Origin of the sequence: Streptomyces lusitanus (assembly GCF_042647945.1) — a bacterium.
Classification (GTDB): Bacteria; Actinomycetota; Actinomycetes; order Streptomycetales; family Streptomycetaceae; genus Streptomyces; species Streptomyces pseudogriseolus.
The window spans coordinates 224,453-242,441 of record NZ_JBHRWL010000033.1; the positions used below are offsets into that span (position 1 = coordinate 224,453).

Genomic DNA, 17,989 nt, shown 5'->3' on the forward strand with positions numbered 1-17,989 from the left:
GGTAGGTAGCTATGGAAGAGCCGCGTCGCCTCGGCGGCCGGTACGAACTGGGCCAGGTGCTCGGTCGCGGTGGAATGGCGGAGGTCTACCTCGCGCACGACACCCGTCTCGGCCGCACCGTGGCAGTGAAGACGCTGCGCGCCGATCTCGCGCGTGACCCGTCCTTCCAGGCCCGGTTCCGCCGGGAGGCCCAGTCGGCCGCCTCGCTCAACCATCCCGCGATCGTCGCGGTCTACGACACGGGCGAGGACTACATCGACGGGGTCTCCATCCCGTACATCGTCATGGAGTACGTCGACGGCTCCACGCTCCGTGAGCTGCTGCACAGCGGTCGCAAGCTGCTGCCCGAGCGGACGCTGGAGATGACGATCGGCATCCTCCAGGCCCTCGAGTACTCGCACCGGGCCGGCATCGTCCACCGCGACATCAAGCCCGCGAACGTCATGCTGACGCGCAACGGCCAGGTCAAGGTCATGGACTTCGGCATCGCCCGCGCCATGGGCGACTCCGGCATGACGATGACCCAGACCGCCGCCGTCATCGGCACCGCCCAGTACCTCTCCCCGGAGCAGGCCAAGGGCGAGCAGGTGGACGCGCGGTCCGACCTGTACTCCACCGGCTGCTTGCTGTACGAACTGCTCACCGTCCGGCCGCCGTTCGTCGGCGACTCCCCGGTCGCGGTCGCCTACCAGCACGTACGGGAGGAGCCGCAGCCGCCGAGCGTCTTCGACCCCGAGATCACGCCCGAGATGGACGCGATCGTCCTGAAGGCGCTGGTCAAGGACCCCGACTACCGCTACCAGTCGGCCGACGAGATGCGCGCCGACATCGAGGCCTGCCTCGACGGCCAGCCGGTCGCGGCGACCGCCGCCATGGGCGCCGTCGGCTACGGCGGCTACCCGGACGACCAGCCGACGACGGCGCTGCGCGCGGACGCCGGCCCGGGTGCGGGCGCCACCTCGATGCTGCCGCCCATGAACCCGGACGACGGCGGTTACGGCTACGACGAACGTCAGAGCCGGCGCCGCCCGCAGAAGAAGAACAACACCAGCACGATATTGCTGGTCGTGGCCGGTGTTCTGGTCCTGATCGGCGCCGTTCTGATCGGCCGCTGGGCGATCAGCGGCGACGGCGTGGACAACAGCACCGTCGCGGCCCCCAACTTCGTCGGCGAGACCAAGGCGGACGCCCAGAAACTCGCCGCGAACAGCGACTTGGAGCTGGGCTTCACGGAGAAGCCCTGCGAGGACCAGGTCAAGGGCAACATCTGCGACCAGGATCCGGCGGCCGGGACCAAGGTGGAGAAGGGGGACACCATCAACCTGGTGGTGTCCACCGGTGCGCCGAAGGTCGCGGTGCCGAGCGTGATCGGCGACAGCATCGAGGACGCCAAGGCCGAACTCGAGGGCGAGAAGTACGGGTTCGTCGTCGAGGTCGAGGAAGAGATCAGCGGCGAGGAACCGGGCACGGTCATCGAGCAGAACCCGGACCTGGGCGAAGAGGTGGAGAAGGGCACCACCGTCACCCTCACGGTCGCCAAGGCCGAGGAGAAGGCCACGGTGCCGGACGTCACGGGCAAGACGTGTGACGAGGCCACGGCCCAGATGACGGCCAACAACCTCACCGGCACCTGCGTCCAGGAGGAGACCGACGACCCGAACCTGGTCGACAAGGTCATCCGCACCTCGCCCGGACCGAACACCCAGGTGTCCAAGAACACCACGGTGCAGATCTTCATCGGCAAGGCGAAGGCTCCCGAGCAGGTGGCCGTGCCCAAGGTCAACGGCCAGCGGCTCGAGGACGCCCAGCGCATGCTCCAGGAGGCGGGACTCTCCGTCGCCGGTGTGCAGGGTCCCAACGACCCCAACGCCCGGGTGATCGGCGCCAACCCGCCCCAGGACACCCCGGTGGACAAGGGCACGGGAGTGACCCTGTTCACGATCGGCGGCGGTGGCGGCGGAGACGGCGGCATCTTCGGCTGACCCCCGGGTCCGGCGTACGACAAGAGCCCCGGCTCCCTCTTCGGAGGGGGCCGGGGCTCCTTGCTGCTCCCCGTGTGGCGGGAGGCGCTCAGCGCAGCTCCTCCGGCGGGGTGCGGTCGTCGTCCACCTTCTCCGTGCGGACCAGTTCGCCCCAGACGATGTAGCGGTACTTGCTGGTGTAGATCGGCGTGCAGGTCGTCAGCGTGATGTAGTGGCCGGCCTTCTCGCGGCCGGACTCCTCGGGGACCTTGGCGAGGACGCCGACGTTGAACTTCGAGGTCTCCGGGAGGATGCCGAAGACCTTGTAGACGAACCACGTGTCCTTCGTCTCGAAGACGATCGGGTCGCCCTTCTCGATCTGGTGGATGCCGTGGAACTTGGCGCCGTGGCCGTCCCGGTGCGCGGCGAGGGCGAAGTTGCCCTTCTTGCCGGACGTCGGCAGCGTCGCCTTCACGGGGTCCGTGTAGTAGCCGGCCACGCCGTCGTTGAGGACCTTCATCGACGTGCCCTTCTCCACGAGGATGTCGTCGTCGCTCATCGTGGGCACGTGCAGGAAGCCGATGCCGTTCTTGCTGTCGTAGGCGGCGGGCGCGTCGCGTTCGCCGCCGTCGGACTCGTGCGCCCAGGAGTCGCGGACCTTGTCCGCCTGGCGGTCCGCGGCGCGGTCCGCGACGACGTTCGTCCACCACAGCGAGTAGACGACGAACAGGCCGAGCAGCACGCCCGCGGTGATGAGCATCTCCCCGAAGAAGCTGATCACCATGGCCACCGGCCCCAGACGGCGGCGCCCCCGGTGCGGCGGGGACGCGTGGGTGTGCTGTGCGGTGTCGTCGGCGGTCGCTGCCACGTTTCCTCTGCCCTTAACTGACGAGCGCATCCGGCTTGCCCTTGCTGCGCGGCCGTTCCTCGACCATCTGGCCCCAGACGATCAAGCGGTATTTGCTGGTGAACTCAGGTGTGCACGTGGTCAGCGTGATGTAGCGGCCCGGTCCGGTGAAGCCCGAACCCTTGGGCACCGGGTCGAGGACGCTGACGTTGCTCGGCGGCGTCACCGGCAGCATCGACGCCGTCTTGTAGACGAAGTACTCGTCCTGCGTCTCCACGACGATCGGATCGCCCGGCTCCAGCCGGTTGATGTACCGGAACGGCTCCCCGTGCGTGTTGCGGTGACCCGCCAGACCGAAGTTGCCGGTCTTGGCGTCCGGCATCGCCGTCTTCAGCGCGCCCTCCGCGTAGTGGCCGACCATGCCCCGGTCGAGGACCTTCTTGCTGCTGATGCCCTCGGCGATCGGCACCACCACGTCCAGCTTGGGTATGTGCAGCAGCGCGAAGCCCTGCCCGGGCTCGAACACGCCGGGCTTGCGCTCACCGTTCGCCCAGTCCTGCTGGAGGTCGCTGGCCTCCTTGCCGGCCTGCGCCTGCGCGCGCACGTTCGTCCACCACAGCTGATAGGTGACGAACAGCAGCATCAGCACGCCGGCGGTGATGAACACCTCGCCGATGGCGCGGCTCGCCACGACCGCCGGACTGGCCTTGCGCGCCCGCGCCTGGCGGCGCGCCTCGACGCGGGACAGCGGAGCCCGTGACGCCTCCTCAGAGGCGCTGTCAGCCGCTCTTCCGGTCGTGGACCCGTCCGCAGCCTTGTGAGAGCCTCCACGGCGCCCGTGGCGCTTCCTGGCGGCCTTCCTGCGGGCCGCTCTGCCTCCGGTCGGCGGGTCTTCCTCGCGGGACGTCCGCGGGGGCGGGTCCGGGATGCGCAGCGCGACGGTCTCGTCGTCGACCGGCGGCAGCTGCGTGGTGGCGTCGGCGCCGCCGGCGTAGGCGGTGGTGTCGGCGGCGCCGCCCGTGTAGGGGTCGGGCGGCGCCGCCTGGCCGTACCAGCCGTCCCCGTACGCACCCTGGACCCCGTACGGCTGCCCGCCGTACGAGGTTCCCTGGTCGCCGGCGCCGTACCCGTGGGCGCCGGACTCGCGCTCGGGGCGCAGCGCCGTCACGCCGAGGACCTGCCCACCACCGGGGCGAGCCCCGCGGATCTCGCCACCGCGTCCGGGTCACCGCACTCCGCGAGCCAGTTGGCCAGCATCCGGTGGCCGTGCTCGGTCAGCACCGACTCGGGGTGGAACTGCACTCCCTCCACCGGGAGTTCACGGTGCCTCAGCCCCATCACGATGCCGTCCTCGGTGCGGGCCGTGACCTCCAGGTCGGCCGGCACCGTGGCCGGCTCGGCGGCCAGCGAGTGGTAGCGGGTGGCGGTGAACGGAGAGGGCAGCCCGGCGAAGACGCCCTTGCCCTCGTGCGTCACCGGGGAGGTCTTGCCGTGCAGCAGCTCGGGGGCGCGGTCGACCACACCGCCGTACGCCACCTGCATCGACTGCATGCCGAGGCAGACGCCGAAGACGGGCACGCCGGTGGCGGCGCAGTGCCGCACCATGTCCACGCAGACGCCGGCCTCTTCGGGGGTTCCGGGGCCCGGGGACAGCAGCACGCCGTCGAATCCGTCCTGGGCGTGCGCCGTGGACACCTCGTCGTTGCGCAGGACCTCGCACTCGGCGCCCAGCTGGTACAGGTACTGGACCAGGTTGAAGACGAAGCTGTCGTAGTTGTCGACGACGAGAATGCGCGCGCTCACTGGTTGTCCACCGTCACATCGTTGAAGGGCAGCAGCGGCTCGGCCCACGGAAAGACGTACTGGAAGAGGACGTAGACCACGGCGGTGATCAGCACGAGTGAGATGAGTGCCTTCACCCATCCGTTGCCCGGCAGATGCCGCCAGATCCAGCTGTACATGCCGTCCCTTCCGTCGTACCACGGCACCAGACCCACGCCGTACGCCACCAGACTAACGGCGCAACGCCCTCTGTTTCCCGGCCTCCACAGGCTGTGTGACAAGCCGACCGGTTGCTGTGTGCACCCTTCAGTACGTGCCGCGAGGCCGATCGCCTCGATCAGCGGCGCATGTTCCACGTGAAACCGGCAGGGCGGGGGAACGGCGGGTGTCAGTCCACGGGTTCGGCGTAGTGCAGGTCCACCGTGCCGGAGTAGCCGGGCAGGGTGGTGGTCCCCTCGTCCTCGACGTTCCAGCCGAGGCCGTAGACGTTGACGTACACCATGTAGTTCTGGATCGCCGGTGAGGAGGCGAGCGCCTTCTTCAGCTTCTCCGGGTCCCCGACGGCGGTGATCGTGTACGGCGGGGAGTAGACGCGGCCCTGGAGGATCAGAGTGTTGCCCACGCAGCGGACCGCGCTGGTGGAGATCAGCCGCTGGTCCATCACCTGGATGCCCTCGGCGCCGCCCTGCCACATGGCGTTCACCACGGCCTGGAGGTCCTGCTGGTGGATGACCAGGTAGTCCGGCTGCGGCTCGGGATAGCCGGGGAGCTTGGCGGTGGCGTCCGGCGGGGCGTCGTTCAGGGTGACGGTGATCGCCTCGCCCTTGAGCTTCTGCGTTCCGGCGCGCTCCTCCAGCTCGGCGAGCCGGGCGTCCTCGGCCTCGGTGCTGCCGTCGTCCCGCTCGGCGAGGGCCTCGACGTCCTCGCGCAGCGCGCCGTTGGACTCGTCCAGCTCGGCGTTCTTGCGGCTGCGCTCGTGGATCAGGTCGGACAGCTTCAGCAGGGAGGCGTCCGTGCGGATGTTGGTGCCCTTGGCCGTGTCGAAACTGACGAAGAAGAGGAGACCCGCGAGGGCGAAGATGCCCACGGTGAGCACCCGCACCGGACGCAGACGGCGTGGGCGGGCCGCGGGACTGGATTCCGTCCCCGGGGAGTCGGCAGAATTGCTCAACGTACCCTTATCTCCTTCGGCGCCGTAGAAGCACTACGCTAACGGACGCCCGGGGGAGCACTCAGAGTCCCCTTGTACGCTGCCCCGAGCCCGACCCAGACCCTGCGCGGCCACGCAGCGCATCGACAGGAGAGACCCTCGTGCCGAAGTCACGTATCCGCAAGAAGGCCGACTACACGCCGCCTCCGGCCAAGCAGGCGGCGGCGATCAAGCTGACCAACCGCGCCTGGGTCGCGCCGGTGATGCTGGCGCTGTTCCTCATCGGCCTGGCCTGGATCGTCGTCTTCTACGTCACGGACGGCTCGCTGCCCATCGACAAGCTGGGCAACTGGAACATCGTGGTGGGCTTCGGCTTCATCGCCGCCGGGTTCGGCGTCTCCACGCAGTGGAAGTAGCGCCGGACCGGGCTCCGCGCACGGCTCCGGCCGGCCGCTGAGCCCTGCCCTGCCCGGAGGGGTCCGCAGCTCTGGGCAGGGTTATCCCCTGAGTTATCCACAGCCCTTGTCCACATGTGGATAGGAGACCCGATCTGTGGATAACCCCCTTCGAGGTTGACGCCGGTGTGACAGAAACACCACCAACCGAATGCTTGTTCGTATGCGCCCTGAGCTGCGGAAACAGCGGTCAGTAACCGAAAGCGGCGCGCATCTCGCACGGTGTGCACAAGATCCGGCACCGTCTGTGGACAAACCCCGGCTCAGGTGAGCTGCGCGGTCCTCACCAGCGTGATCAGCACAACCGCGCCCAGCACCAGGGCACACGTGCCGTACTGCACGAGCGCCCGCCGCTCACGCGGGGCGTGCACCATCCCGTAGCCGATGACGACACCGGCGACCAGCCCGCCGATGTGGGCCTGCCAGGCGATTCCGCTCCAGCCGAAGGTGATGACGAGGTTGATCACCAGCAGGGCGATGATCGGCCGCATGTCGTAGCGGAGCCGGCGCACCAGCACGGCCGTCGCCCCGAACAGCCCGAAGACCGCGCCCGACGCGCCCAGCGAGGCCGTGCCGCCCCCGGCCAGCAGATATGTCAGGGCGCTGCCCGCGAGACCGGAGATCAGATACAGCGCGAGATAGCGCGCCCGGCCCAGATGCTGCTCCAGCGGTCCGCCCAGCAGCCACAGGCTGAGCATGTTGAAGGCGATGTGCCAGATCTCCTCGTGCGTGAACATCGAGGTCACCAGGCGGTACCACTCGCCGTCCGCCACACCCTGGGTGGTCACGAACGGCGCCGGCGGCCAGGCGCCCACCAGGTAGAGATCGGCCAGCAGCGACTTCTCGACCCACACGGCGAGGAAGACCGCGACGTTGATCCCGATGAGGATCTTGGTGATCAACCGGGGATCAGCGGCAACGCTTCCGCCGGCCAGCGTGCGGGGCCGGGAGGCGGACGGCGCGTGACCCGAGCCCCCGCCGCCGCGGACGCACTCCGGGCACTGGAAACCGACCGACGCCTCGACCATGCACTCCGGACAGATCGGCCGCTCGCACCGGGTGCAGCGGACGCCGGTCTCACGGTCCGGATGGCGATAACAGCCCGGGACGCGGTGGGCGTCCTGCCGGGCGTCGGCGGCCTGGTCGTCCATGAGATCCCCTAGGTCGTTGGAAAAGCCCCGCCCCGCCCATCCTTACGGATGAGCGGGGCGATTGGTTCCCTTGGAGGCTTTCGTGCCCCGGGGAGCGAAGGGCTCAGCCCTCGCGGATCTCGACCGACTCGATGACCACGTCGTTCACCGGACGGTCGGTGCGCGGGTTGGTCTGGATCGAGGCGATGGTGTCGACGACCTTCTGGCTGGCGGCGTCGCTGACCTCGCCGAAGATCGTGTGCTTGCGGTTCAGCCAGGCCGTCGGGGCGACCGTGATGAAGAACTGCGAGCCGTTGGTGCCCGGACCGGCGTTGGCCATCGCCAGCAGGTAGGGCTTGTCGAAGCGCAGGTCCGGGTGGAACTCGTCCCCGAACTGGTAGCCGGGGCCGCCGGTGCCGTTGCCCAGCGGGTCACCGCCCTGGATCATGAAGCCGCTGATCACCCGGTGGAAGACCGTGCCGTCGTAGAGCTTGTCCGTGGTCTTCTCCCCGGTCTGGGGGTGCGTCCACTGCCGCTCGCCCTTGGCGAGCTCGACGAAGTTCTTGACCGTCTGCGGCGCGTGGTCCGGGAAGAGCTGGACCTGGATGTCGCCGTGATTGGTCTTCAGGGTGGCGTAGAGCTGCGTAGCCACGATGTGCCTTCCGTTGTCTTTCCGTGACTCCCTGATCCTCGCACGGACCGGCCGCTCAGTCGCCCGGCCTCCGTACACAAGGGGTGTCCTGAGCCGTACCCCTTGCGGAAAACCCCCACGAGTCCGTCCGTGCCGGGGGCACATCGTCCCGATCCGTGGCATCGTCGGCGGCACAGACCCGTTGCACCGCATTCGCCCTCTTGCCCTCGATATCGCCGTCGGTCACCCAGGACGGCACCCGTTCGCCCGTCCGCGCATGCCGCGCGCAGACCTGGCAGGCATGATCCGGAAAAGGGTGGAAAGTCGAAATACCGTACGCCACCGAGGAGGAGGAACTCGTGACCCGCATCGACAGCGTGCGCGCCGCGACCGGTTCGGCGAAGGACAGCGTGCTGCACGCCGCGGAAGTGGTGGCGCCCTACGCCGACACGGCCAAGGTCAGGGCCGCGCACTACACGAAGGAGGCCCGCGTACGGCTCGCGCCCAAGGTGTCGCAGGCCGCGGAGCAGGCGCGCGTGGCCGCGGAACAGGCTCGCGTGCAGTACGACGCCCGTGTGCAGCCGTACCTGGAACAGGCCCGGACCCACGTGCCGCCGAAGGTCGACAAGGCCGCCCACCAGGCCGCCGTCCGTACGCGCCTCGCCGCGCGCCAGGCCGCGGAGTACTCCCGGCCGGTGCTCGAGCAGGCGGCGGCCGCCGCCGGACCCGCACGGGAGGAGGCCGCGGCGCGGAGTGCGGCCGTGCTCGCCGCCCTGCGGGGCCAGGTCTCGGCCCGGCAGATCCAGAAGCTCGTGCGCAAGCAGCAGCGGCGGGCCGCGGCCGGCCGTGCGGCCAAGGTCATGCTGATCCTGGGCGCCGTGGCTGGAGGCGCCTACGCCGCCTGGAAGTGGTGGGACAAGCAGGCCAACCCCGACTGGCTGGTGGAACCGCCGGCCGCGACGGACGTGTCCGGCTCGACCCTGACCTCCGTGGACGGCAGCGACGCGGGGACCCTCGATCCCGAGGTCGCGGCCAAGGAGGCCGAGGAAGAGGCCGCCAAGCGCGACGAGGACTGACCGCAGAAACTGAGGGTCGGCACAGTCACCACGAGGAACGGCGCCAACGACGCGGCGGGACAGAGGAATTGCTCCTCTGTCCCGCCGCGTCGTTTCACGTGAAACAAGACCCCTCACACCGCGTTTCCGCAGGTGGAGGGTCTTTTCTGTGGAGCCTAGGGGAGTCGAACCCCTGACATCTGCCATGCAAAGACAGCGCTCTACCAACTGAGCTAAGGCCCCGGAGGGAATGCGTCCACCGGGACAAACAGATCCCGGCAGGCGTCCGGGACCAGAGTACCGGGTCCCCCCGGTGATTCCGCAAAAAGATTGGGGGTCCCCGTGACCAACCACTCTCCGTAAGATGCTCGGCGTGGTTCGCTCTAGCGAACCCACGGTTCAGGGGAAGCGATGGGGAGACGCAATGGACGCCGCACAGCAGGAAGCCACCGCCAGAGCGCGGGAACTGCAGCGGAATTGGTACGGGGAGCCGTTGGGGGCGCTCTTCCGTAGGCTCATAGACGACCTGGGCCTCAACCAGGCCCGTCTGGCGGGGGTGCTCGGACTGTCCGCACCGATGCTGTCGCAGCTGATGAGCGGCCAGCGGGCGAAGATCGGCAATCCGGCGGTGGTCCAGCGCGTGCAGCTGCTCCAGGACCTGGCGGGGCAGGTCGCGGACGGCAGCGTCAGCGCGGCCGAGGCCACGGAGCGCATGGAGGAGATCAAGAAGTCCCAGGGGGGTTCCGTGCTCAGCAACACCACGCAGACCACGAGCAGTTCAGGTGCTCCCACGGTCAAGCGCGTGGTCCGTGAGATCCAGTCCCTGCTGCGCTCGGTGGCGGCCGCCGGCGACATCCTCGACGCCGCGGACTCCCTCGCGCCTACCCACCCGGAGCTGGCGGAGTTCCTCCGCGTCTACGGTGCCGGCCGCACGGCCGACGCGGTCACGCACTACCAGGCACACCAGAGCTGACGCACCGCCCGGCGGCCGAAGGGGGTCGGCCGCCGGTGACACAGGGGGTCCGGAGCAGCGGCCTGGCACAGGGGCCCGGCACAGGGAGCTGACACGGGGGCCGGGGTGACAGCGGCGCAGGGGGAGTCGTAGCGCTCGTCGTGGGGGAGAGACAGGGGGACACCTCAGGGGGAGGAGCGACGCACAGCCATGGGTGAGGTCTTCGCCGGCCGGTACGAGCTGGTCGACCCGATCGGACGCGGGGGTGTGGGCGCGGTCTGGCGCGCCTGGGACCACCGCCGTCGCCGTTATGTGGCGGCGAAAGTACTGCTCCAGAGCGACGCCCACTCACTGCTGCGCTTCGTGCGCGAGCAGGCGCTGCGGATCGACCACCCGCATGTGCTCGCTCCCACCAGCTGGGCCGCCGACGACGACAAGGTCCTGTTCACCATGGACCTGGTGGCCGGCGGTTCCCTGGTGCACCTGGTCGGCGACTACGGTCCGTTGCCGCCGGCGTTCGTCTGCACCCTGCTCGACCAGCTCCTCTCAGGGCTGGCGGCGGTGCACGCGGAGGACGTGGTGCACCGCGACATCAAGCCCGCCAACGTACTGCTGGAGGCCACCGGCCGGGGCAGGCCGAAGCTGCGGCTGTCGGACTTCGGCATCGCCATGCGGCTGGGCGAACCCCGGCTGACCGAGACCGACCTGGTCGTCGGGACCCCCGGGTATCTGGCCCCGGAGCAGATGATGGGCGCCGAGCCGGACTTCCCCGCCGACCTCTTCGCCGTGGGCCTGGTCGCCCTGTATCTGCTCGAGGGCGCGAAGCCGGACGCCAAGGCCCTCATCCAGTATTTCGCCGACCACGGGACGCCGGGCGCGCCGCAGGGCATCCCCGAGCCGCTGTGGCAGGTGGTGGCCACCTTGCTCCAGCCCGATCCGGAGGCGCGTTTCCGCACGGCGACGGGGGCGCGCAAGGCGCTCGCCGCGGCGGCGGAGCTGCTGCCGGAGCCCGGCCCCGACGACGAGCTGATCGAGATCTTCGACCAACTCGGCCCGCTCCCGCCCGGGTTCGCCGAGGACGGCCCGGAGAAGAGAGCCTCCGGACTCCCTGCGGGGCCTGGAGACCCGGTGGGTGAGGACAGGAGCGGGGGCGGGACGGCGGGGCAGAGCGTCGGGGGCAGCGGGGTCTCCGGGCCTCCCCCTGGCCGGAGCACGCCCCCTCCCGACCCACGGCACGGCACCGCCACCGACTCCCCCGCCACTCCGCCGGACGCCACGCCGCAGTCCGCCGCCCTGTCGGACACCGGCAGCTTCCCCCTGCCGCCGCCCCAGCCCTCTTCGATCCCCACTCCGCGCTCCCCCGAGCATCCCCCACACTCCCCGCAGTACGTGCCCCACCCCCCGTACGGCCACCAGCAGCAAGCGCCCGAGGCCTTCTCCCACGAAGCGACCCATCAGCTGCGCTCCCCCCTTCCGCCACCGGCTGTGCGTCCCGAACCCTCCACTGCTGAATACACCGCCCGGTCGTCACAGGTTCCGCCTCCGGACACGGTGACCGCTCAGCACGCGCCGGCCCCCCGCTCCCACCGCCGACGCGGCACCCGCAGGCCCGGTCCGCCGGCGCGGGTCGCCGTGCCCGTGCTGCTGCTGGCGCTGGCGTGCTACGCCGTGGGTTTCTGGGCACTCACTCGCATCTGACCGGCACCGCCGCCGCCCGCACCACCGCCGCCGCCGGCACCACTGGTGTCATCGGCACCACCGGCGTCACCGGCTCACCGGCCTCACCGGGTCACGACGACACCGGATCACTCGGAAAGCGCCGCGCCCCGCCGCCGGGCCACCGCCGTCCACACCCCGAGCCCCACCACCAGGGCGCTCCCGGTGCCGATACCGCCCGCCGCGAGCACCCGGTACAGGGTCGCGTCGCCCGCGGTACCGCCCCCGCCCGTGGCCGGGCCGCCAGGACCGCCGTCGACCGTGAAGACGTCCGACGGCACCGTCCCGCCCGCGTAGTCCGGCCGGTCCTGCGCCGCCCCGCCCAGCCGCACCCGCAGCGTCAGCGGCACCGGCCCGTCACCGAAGTCCTCCGCGACCTCCGGGGAGAGGTGCGCGACCAGGTAGTAGGAGCCGGCGAACCGCACCGCCGAGACCTGCTGCCCGGAGGCGTGCCGGTTCTCGTACGCGACCGGCGGCAACGGCTTGAGCGCCTTGGACTTCTGGCCGCCGTCGTAGCCGACGGACAGGTCCTCGACGAGGCCGCGCACCGGGTTGTAGAGGTCCAGGGTGAGCGCGGAGGCGACGTAGCCGGTCGCGTCCGTGCCGGAGCTGCCCAGTTCGGCGGTGACGTGGAGCCGGCGGCCCCAGTCGACGGGGACCTCGTAGAACAGCGTCTGGCCCGGCCGTATGTCGTCCCGCCACACGCCCTCGCCGAGCGGTGCAGCCTGGGCGAACCCCGCACCGCCCGCGCGGCGTTGGGCGGTTCCCTGAACGGGGGCGGGTGTGGCCGAGTCCCAGGCCTCGGGCGCCGCCGTGCCGTCCGGTGTCGTCGTCCCGGGCTCCGACACCGTGCCGATCTCCAGCTCCCAGGGGTCGGGTGAGGCGCCGCGGGCGTCGGGGGAGGCGCGCTCGACGGTCACGTAGTACGTGCCGGCCTCGGCGCAGAGGCTTCGTCTGGGGGAGATCTCCCGCATGGCCCACGCGGCGACCGGATGGGGACTGGCCGGTGCGCCGAAGGGCGCCGTGTCCACGTCGCAGGAGCGGCCGTCGGAGTCCTCCAGGGTCACCTTGACGCCGTCGGCGACGGAGACGCCGGATCCGGTCGGCGGAACGGCGGTGGCGGAGACGTAGGCGGTGCTGGTGTCGTCCAGGTCCAGGCGGTAGTACACCTTGCCGTCGGGCGGGAGGGTGCTGCGGTAGGTCCGGCCGGGCTCCAGCCGCCCGGCGTCCGCGGTGCTCCCGGCGCCCTCGATCCGGCGCGCGTCGGCGGCGAAGGCGTAGTCGTGCGTGGTGTCCTGGCCGGCGGCCCGGGCGGGCTGTGCCGTAAGGGCGGTGAGAGCGGTGAGGACGGTCCCCAGTCCGAGCGCGGCCGCCAGGACCGGACGTCCCGCGACGCCGCGCCGGCCGCGTGCCGTCGCCCGCAGCGCCGTACCGTGCCGTCCCCCCACGCGCCCCCCCTCGTCGCCACCGGGTCCCGCTCCGTGCCGCCGCCCATCCTGCACCGGGGACGCGGCCCGGCCACAAGGTCCCGGCCACACAAAACCCCGACCGCACAGGCGGCCGGGGTCTGTTCAGCGTCGTATACCGGTACTCACGAACCCGTGGGCACGGAGTCAGTCGCCTCCGTCCACAGATCCTGCTCGGCGCGATCCGCCTGGATCTGGCGGTACACGAGGAGCCCGCCGATGGCGGCCAGTGCGACCAGGAGAAGCTTCTTCACCGCGCGACCTCGTCTTTCCTTGACGTAGGGGACCTCTGGCGCCCGACTATACACACCGGTCGATACCGATCGGTGACCTACGTCGCCGCCTCCAACTGCCGTCGGCGGCAACCGGATCGGCACGGCGCGGACGGTCCGATCGGAGGGTGATCACACCCCCACGGACGGTGTTTTCGTTCCGTTTCCTCCCGTAACCAGGGATTTTCTTCCTCCATGCGCCCATCCGAGTGGTGTTCATCTGAACATCCACGCGGCACGGGCGTCGGTCCACCACTTCGAGGCCCTCATACACATCATGAGGAAAGTACGCAAATCGCCCAACCCGAAAGTGAGGGGCCATGGCCAGGAACAAGGTCATGCAGCTGTGGAACACCGTTGTCACCGCCTTCCTCGCGCTGTGCACGGCGCTCGGTCTCGTCACCACGGCCGCCGCGGCGGCCGTACCCCAGACCCAGAAGACGCGCAACAGCGACAGCGCCGCGAAGACGGAGGCGCCCGCGCCGACGACTCCCCTGTGGTCCTGGTCACTGATCAGGGCACTGCCCCCCACGATGAAGCAGCGCATCCACGCCGAGGCGCACGGCAAGTCCCCCAGCTGCCGGCACCGGCCCCTCTCGGACACGACCTCGGAATCCGACACCGAAGCGGCACAGGACGGTTCCTCCGAACGCCCCGAGTCAGAACTGGTCCCCGCGCACTGCTCCCCGGACACGGCGACCACCCTGCCCGCACCCGCCTCCGCCCGGATCCCGCTCCAGCGCTGAGGCCGCCGCGCCCCACTGCCTTCCTGACCCGACCCTCCTCGTGCCGTCGCTGCTTCACCGGAGTCCTGGCGAACTTGCGTACAGCACAACGGCACGACACGAGCAGAGAGAACGAAGACCCCGGTCGTCCTCCGACCGGGGTCCGGGTCATGCCCGAACCGCGCGCCCGCAGACGGCGGCGTGAGCCGCTGCGAGGCTCACGTAGTACTTGGTGCACCTCAGGACCCTCGACAGGCCCTCAGAGCGGGTCGAGACGCCTCCTCAGCAGGCAGAACACGTTGCCCTCGGGGTCAGCAAGGACATGCCACGACTCCTCGCCGGTCTGCCCGACGTCGGCCGGCCGCGCCCCGAGCTTGAGCAGGCGCTCCAGTTCGGCCTCCTGGTCGCGGTCGGTGGCGTTGACGTCGATGTGCAGCCGTGTCCGGTCCGGCTGCGGCCGCTCCTGCTTGCTCAGGACGATCGTCGGCTGCGCCCCGCCGAACCCCTCCCGCGGGCCGATCTCGATGTCCTCCCCGTCACGGTCCAGCTCCACGAAGTCGAGCACCTCGCACCAGAACCGCGCGAGCAGCTCCGGGTCCCGGCACTCCAGCACCAGCTCACTGATCCGACTCGCCATGAAGCCCCACCTTCCCATCGGAACCACAAGCCCGCGACCGTACCGCCCGCCCCCACGCGACGCGAGGGGTTTCGGCGGACCACGCGGCTCAGCCGGCGCCGCGCAGGCCGGTGACGACGCGGAAGCGCTCCAGAACGACCGGCGTCGTGTCGTCCACGGCGAAGTCCGGGTCGTCCAGCGCCGCCCGCATCTCCGCGCTGCTCCAGAACCGCTCGTGACCCGCGCGCCACTCGGCCACGCCGGCGTATCCCTCCCCCTCGTCCGCCGCGTGAGCGGGATCCACCTGCGCCAGCGGGACGACACGCACACCGGTCACCTCGAGGACCGCGACCGGCCGGCCGTCCGAGTCGACGAGCACCGAACGGTCCCCGACCTTTGGCAGGGGCTCCCCCTCGCGCTCGTACTCGGCGACGAGTCCCGTCGTGGCGGTCTTGGAGCCGTCGAGGATCGCCGCGACCAGACGGTCGCGCAACGGCCCGGGAAAGGCGAACTCCGCCGTGGGCAGCGCCCCGATGTCGGCGGCGGGCGACGTGGGATCGGAAGTCATCCGGCGACCGTAAACCGGCCGGTGCCGGACACGCACGGCAAAACCCCCGGTCCGAGTGGACCGGGGGTTCTCGTGCTGTGGGGCTAACAGGATTTGAACCTGTGGCCTCATCCTTATCAGGTCGATCACGCAGCATCTGCGAGGTCGATCAACCCGCTGCGCACCTTGACCCGATGCTCGCTGCCATCCGTGGCCGACCGCCGCCGTTCGCCCTTGTTGGTGTCAGGCGTTGGTGTCAGCCCTAACTGGCGGCCTTGACAAATGCACGCTCCCTACTCCTCGCCCTCTCTGTCGCCGCGCCGACGGCGCCAGGCTTCGACCCTCCGCCCAAGTTCGAGCAGCGCCGAGGCAAGGGTGACGAGTTGGACGACGGTCTGGAGAAGATCCACAAGGGCTCCTGAGGTGATCCTCCGAGAGCCTGGGCCTCTTCCGGGAGAAGCATGCACAGACTCCCGGAACTGACGGTCCGGGGCTGTGCGCTTCAGCCCGAGCCAGCAAACCCACTGCTGGCAACTACCTCGGGTCCCAGCCGGTGCAAGTGCTTGCACCCTCAGCGCTTCTGGCCACTGGGCCAGACGCTTAGCTGGTTAGCTTGTCGGCTTCGGGCGGAACTGTCGCCCGGCGCGCAAGCAGGCTACCACCGAACCTCAACCCACCACTTCCCCCAGCTCCCATCCCGTCCGCCGTCGACCCACACACCGTGGAGCGGGCGTGGTTCAGGGCGTCCAGGTGGAGCGCGCCACTGTACGAACGACCTGGACGCCCTGGGCCGCGTCTGCTCGGCTCTGCCTGGGTCGATGGTGGACGGGATGGGAGCACCACGCTCATGCCACTACCGGCCCGCGGTCGGCGACGGCGCTCCCTCCATCCCGGTGCCGGCCGATCCCCCGCCGGAGGCATCGTCTGTGACCACGGGCCGCTCTGTGCGGTGCTCGCCTCATGGCCTCCGGCCCAACCCACCAGTGGGCGCGCGTCGGCGCAGCGCGGGCGGAGCGGGCCGAAGGCAGGAGCGGCGCCCGGAGCGGAGCCGGGAAGCGCGCCCGGCGGAGCGGAGCGCAGCCGGGGCTTGATGAGGTAGAGAAACCTGTAACAGCTCTCGTTTCGCTGGTCAGGTCGAAGATGTCGCGGCGGTCGTGAGTCGGCTCGTGTACCCGGCTTGGCACAGGCGCTCGTACGCCTCGGCCACGTCGCCGGGTACTGGCTGGCGGATCATGAATCCCTGATCCGGATAGATCATCAGCCGTTGCAGGGCGCCGACAAGCATGTCGATCACCAAGCGGGCGTCGCCGATGGAGTCGACGTACTCGGCGAAGGTCATGGGTGTGGAAGCGCTGATGACTTCGACCTCGGGCCAGAGCTTGCGTGCCGTGGCGTACGCGCGCCGCTCCTCGTACGGCTTGCTGATCAGCAGCACCGAGGAGACCTCCACCCCACTCTCCTCCAACACCTTCCGGGAGAAGCGGATGTTCTCCCCGGTGTTCCGCGCGTGCGGCTCCACGAGGATGGCCTCGCTGGGGACCCCCAGCGCCAATGCCCGCTCGCGGTAGTGGACGGCTTCGCCGCGGGGCATGCGCTCCCGCGTCGTCGGGCTGGTGGCTCCGGTGAACACGAGCAGGGGGGCCAAGCCGCGCTTGTACAGGTCCACGGCGGTGTCAGCCACCCCCAGGTCGTGACTGCCCAGTCCGATGGCCACCGAGCACGGTTGGGGTGCATGGCCCATCTGGTGGTAGTCCCATACGCGCCGGGCGTCGGCCCAATCCTGCGTCGAGATCACTGCTGTCCTTCTCCGTCCCTCGCCGAGTCGGGCACCTTGAAGTCGTACTCCCACGCGAAGCGCGATGCCGCGTGCACCCCGATGGCGAACTCCACGACGGTGCCGTCAGCCGTGTACGTCGTCCGGTGCAGCTCGACCACCGGTTCGCCCGGCGGCAATTGAAGCTGCTTCACCTCGTCCGGTGTGGCGGCGCGAGCGAACAGCTGCTCCTTCATGTGGTCGATCTCGTATCCCGCGTCGTACAGCACGCGGAATCCGCCGCCTCGGCCGGCGGGGCCCGGAGTGGGGTCGACCAGTCGCGTCCCTTCCACGTGCTCGGGCCGGTAGTAGCTGGTCAGCGTGTGCGTCGGTCGGTCGCCTTCCTTGACCAGGCGGGCGCGTGCGTAGACTTCCGCGCCTTCCGGCAGCCCGTGTGCGGCTGCGGCCTCCGGCGGCGCTACGACACGGCTCACGGTCTGGGTCTGCTCGTTCCGGCGGTAGCTGCGGCCCGATGCCACGCGGTCCGCGATGAACGCGACCTCGTCGCCGTCTCGCCACTTGGCCTTGTCGTAGCGGGCAATGCCCAAACGCTTGAGGGGAACCTGCTGGCGCACGACAGTGCCGTGGCCTCGCGAGGAGGTGACCAGGCCCTCGGCCTCCAGCGCCTTGTAGGCGGCGTGCACGGTTGCCTTGGAGCCTTCACCGGCGTCGACGAGTTCTCGGATGTGAGGTAGACGCTGGCCAGGGGCGTACTCACCCCTTCTGATCTGCTCGGCCAGCTTGTCCGCCAGCTCTCGCCACTTGGACGCCATCTCGAACCCCTCTCACCGAGGTCTAGTGAAACATAGTCCTAGGACTGTTGACAGTCCTAGGACTGCGATGCACTATCTCCATCAGCGGCTCGCAGTCC

The 17,989-nt window shown here is 70.1% G+C and carries 19 protein-coding genes and 1 tRNA gene; 6 read left to right on the forward strand and 14 right to left on the reverse strand.

What is annotated here, in order from left to right:
* The first annotated feature begins 11 nt into the window (after positions 1-11).
* Positions 12-1,982, forward strand: coding sequence for a Stk1 family PASTA domain-containing Ser/Thr kinase (gene pknB / locus ACFOSY_RS32895; protein WP_394314079.1), 1,971 nt, complete (start codon positions 12-14; stop codon positions 1,980-1,982).
* Positions 1,983-2,070: 88 nt separating this feature from the next.
* On the opposite strand, the gene ACFOSY_RS32900 is transcribed toward pknB, so the two are convergent.
* The 5 genes from ACFOSY_RS32900 to ACFOSY_RS32920 all read right to left on the reverse strand — a co-directional run bounded on the left by ACFOSY_RS32900 (position 2,071) and on the right by ACFOSY_RS32920 (position 5,761).
* Positions 2,071-2,829: a class E sortase gene (locus tag ACFOSY_RS32900; protein WP_394314081.1), complete on the reverse strand. Its 759-nt coding sequence runs from the start codon at positions 2,827-2,829 to the stop codon at positions 2,071-2,073.
* 13 nt (positions 2,830-2,842) lie between these two features.
* On the reverse strand, positions 2,843-3,976 hold the full coding sequence (locus ACFOSY_RS32905) for a class E sortase (RefSeq protein ID WP_394314083.1): 1,134 nt from the start codon (positions 3,974-3,976) through the stop codon (positions 2,843-2,845).
* Positions 3,973-4,611 carry an aminodeoxychorismate/anthranilate synthase component II gene (locus tag ACFOSY_RS32910; protein WP_394314085.1) on the reverse strand — a complete coding sequence of 213 codons (639 nt, stop codon included), beginning with the start codon at positions 4,609-4,611 and terminating at the stop codon, positions 3,973-3,975. The genes ACFOSY_RS32905 and ACFOSY_RS32910 overlap by 4 nt, the downstream gene beginning before the upstream one ends.
* Entirely contained in the window at positions 4,608-4,769 is a 162-nt protein-coding gene (locus ACFOSY_RS32915; RefSeq protein WP_394314088.1) for a hypothetical protein, read from the reverse strand. Before ACFOSY_RS32915 ends, ACFOSY_RS32910 begins: the two co-directional genes overlap by 4 nt.
* A gap of 209 nt (positions 4,770-4,978) precedes the next feature.
* Entirely contained in the window at positions 4,979-5,761 is a 783-nt protein-coding gene (locus tag ACFOSY_RS32920) for a DUF881 domain-containing protein (RefSeq protein WP_394314090.1), read from the reverse strand.
* Between the two features lie 140 nt (positions 5,762-5,901).
* Here ACFOSY_RS32920 and crgA point away from each other — a divergent pair, with 140 nt between their 5' ends.
* The gene (crgA, locus tag ACFOSY_RS32925) at positions 5,902-6,156 is read left to right on the forward strand and encodes a cell division protein CrgA (protein ID WP_394314092.1); all 255 of its coding nucleotides are present in this window, start codon (positions 5,902-5,904) and stop codon (positions 6,154-6,156) included.
* Positions 6,157-6,458: 302 nt separating this feature from the next.
* On the opposite strand, the gene ACFOSY_RS32930 is transcribed toward crgA, so the two are convergent.
* Positions 6,459-7,346, reverse strand: a complete 888-nt coding sequence (locus ACFOSY_RS32930; RefSeq protein WP_394314094.1) for a rhomboid family intramembrane serine protease — start codon at positions 7,344-7,346, stop codon at positions 6,459-6,461.
* Between the two features lie 103 nt (positions 7,347-7,449).
* On the reverse strand, positions 7,450-7,977 hold the full coding sequence (locus ACFOSY_RS32935; protein ID WP_006134091.1) for a peptidylprolyl isomerase: 528 nt from the start codon (positions 7,975-7,977) through the stop codon (positions 7,450-7,452).
* A gap of 338 nt (positions 7,978-8,315) precedes the next feature.
* Between ACFOSY_RS32935 and ACFOSY_RS32940 the strand changes: the two genes are divergently transcribed.
* On the forward strand, positions 8,316-9,032 hold the full coding sequence (locus tag ACFOSY_RS32940) for a DUF5324 family protein (protein ID WP_394314098.1): 717 nt from the start codon (positions 8,316-8,318) through the stop codon (positions 9,030-9,032).
* A gap of 149 nt (positions 9,033-9,181) precedes the next feature.
* On the opposite strand, the gene ACFOSY_RS32945 is transcribed toward ACFOSY_RS32940, so the two are convergent.
* Positions 9,182-9,254: transfer RNA gene (locus ACFOSY_RS32945), tRNA-Ala, on the reverse strand.
* Between the two features lie 181 nt (positions 9,255-9,435).
* Here ACFOSY_RS32945 and ACFOSY_RS32950 point away from each other — a divergent pair.
* Entirely contained in the window at positions 9,436-9,984 is a 549-nt protein-coding gene (locus tag ACFOSY_RS32950) for a helix-turn-helix domain-containing protein (protein WP_394314100.1), read from the forward strand.
* A gap of 189 nt (positions 9,985-10,173) precedes the next feature.
* Positions 10,174-11,661: a serine/threonine-protein kinase gene (locus ACFOSY_RS32955; protein WP_394314103.1), complete on the forward strand. Its 1,488-nt coding sequence runs from the start codon at positions 10,174-10,176 to the stop codon at positions 11,659-11,661.
* A gap of 107 nt (positions 11,662-11,768) precedes the next feature.
* Here the strand turns inward: ACFOSY_RS32955 and ACFOSY_RS32960 are convergent, their stop codons facing one another.
* Both ACFOSY_RS32960 and ACFOSY_RS32965 read right to left on the reverse strand, forming a co-directional pair.
* Positions 11,769-13,127: a hypothetical protein gene (locus ACFOSY_RS32960; RefSeq protein ID WP_394314105.1), complete on the reverse strand. Its 1,359-nt coding sequence runs from the start codon at positions 13,125-13,127 to the stop codon at positions 11,769-11,771.
* Positions 13,128-13,270: 143 nt separating this feature from the next.
* Positions 13,271-13,399 carry a DLW-39 family protein gene (locus ACFOSY_RS32965; protein ID WP_003999697.1) on the reverse strand — a complete coding sequence of 43 codons (129 nt, stop codon included), beginning with the start codon at positions 13,397-13,399 and terminating at the stop codon, positions 13,271-13,273.
* A gap of 338 nt (positions 13,400-13,737) precedes the next feature.
* Between ACFOSY_RS32965 and ACFOSY_RS32970 the strand changes: the two genes are divergently transcribed.
* Positions 13,738-14,163, forward strand: coding sequence for a DUF6344 domain-containing protein (locus ACFOSY_RS32970; protein WP_394314108.1), 426 nt, complete (start codon positions 13,738-13,740; stop codon positions 14,161-14,163).
* A 238-nt stretch (positions 14,164-14,401) separates the two neighbouring features.
* Here the strand turns inward: ACFOSY_RS32970 and ACFOSY_RS32975 are convergent, their stop codons facing one another.
* From ACFOSY_RS32975 to ACFOSY_RS32990, 4 genes are all read right to left on the reverse strand, one after another.
* Positions 14,402-14,779 carry a VOC family protein gene (locus ACFOSY_RS32975; protein ID WP_394314110.1) on the reverse strand — a complete coding sequence of 126 codons (378 nt, stop codon included), beginning with the start codon at positions 14,777-14,779 and terminating at the stop codon, positions 14,402-14,404.
* 88 nt (positions 14,780-14,867) lie between these two features.
* Positions 14,868-15,326: an ASCH domain-containing protein gene (locus tag ACFOSY_RS32980; RefSeq protein ID WP_394314112.1), complete on the reverse strand. Its 459-nt coding sequence runs from the start codon at positions 15,324-15,326 to the stop codon at positions 14,868-14,870.
* A 1,108-nt stretch (positions 15,327-16,434) separates the two neighbouring features.
* Positions 16,435-17,100, reverse strand: coding sequence for a YdcF family protein (locus ACFOSY_RS32985; RefSeq protein ID WP_394314114.1), 666 nt, complete (start codon positions 17,098-17,100; stop codon positions 16,435-16,437).
* A complete protein-coding gene (locus ACFOSY_RS32990) occupies positions 17,097-17,891 on the reverse strand; it encodes a GntR family transcriptional regulator (RefSeq protein WP_394314117.1) in 795 nt (264 codons plus the stop codon). The genes ACFOSY_RS32985 and ACFOSY_RS32990 overlap by 4 nt, the downstream gene beginning before the upstream one ends.
* Between the last annotated feature and the right edge of the window lie 98 nt (positions 17,892-17,989).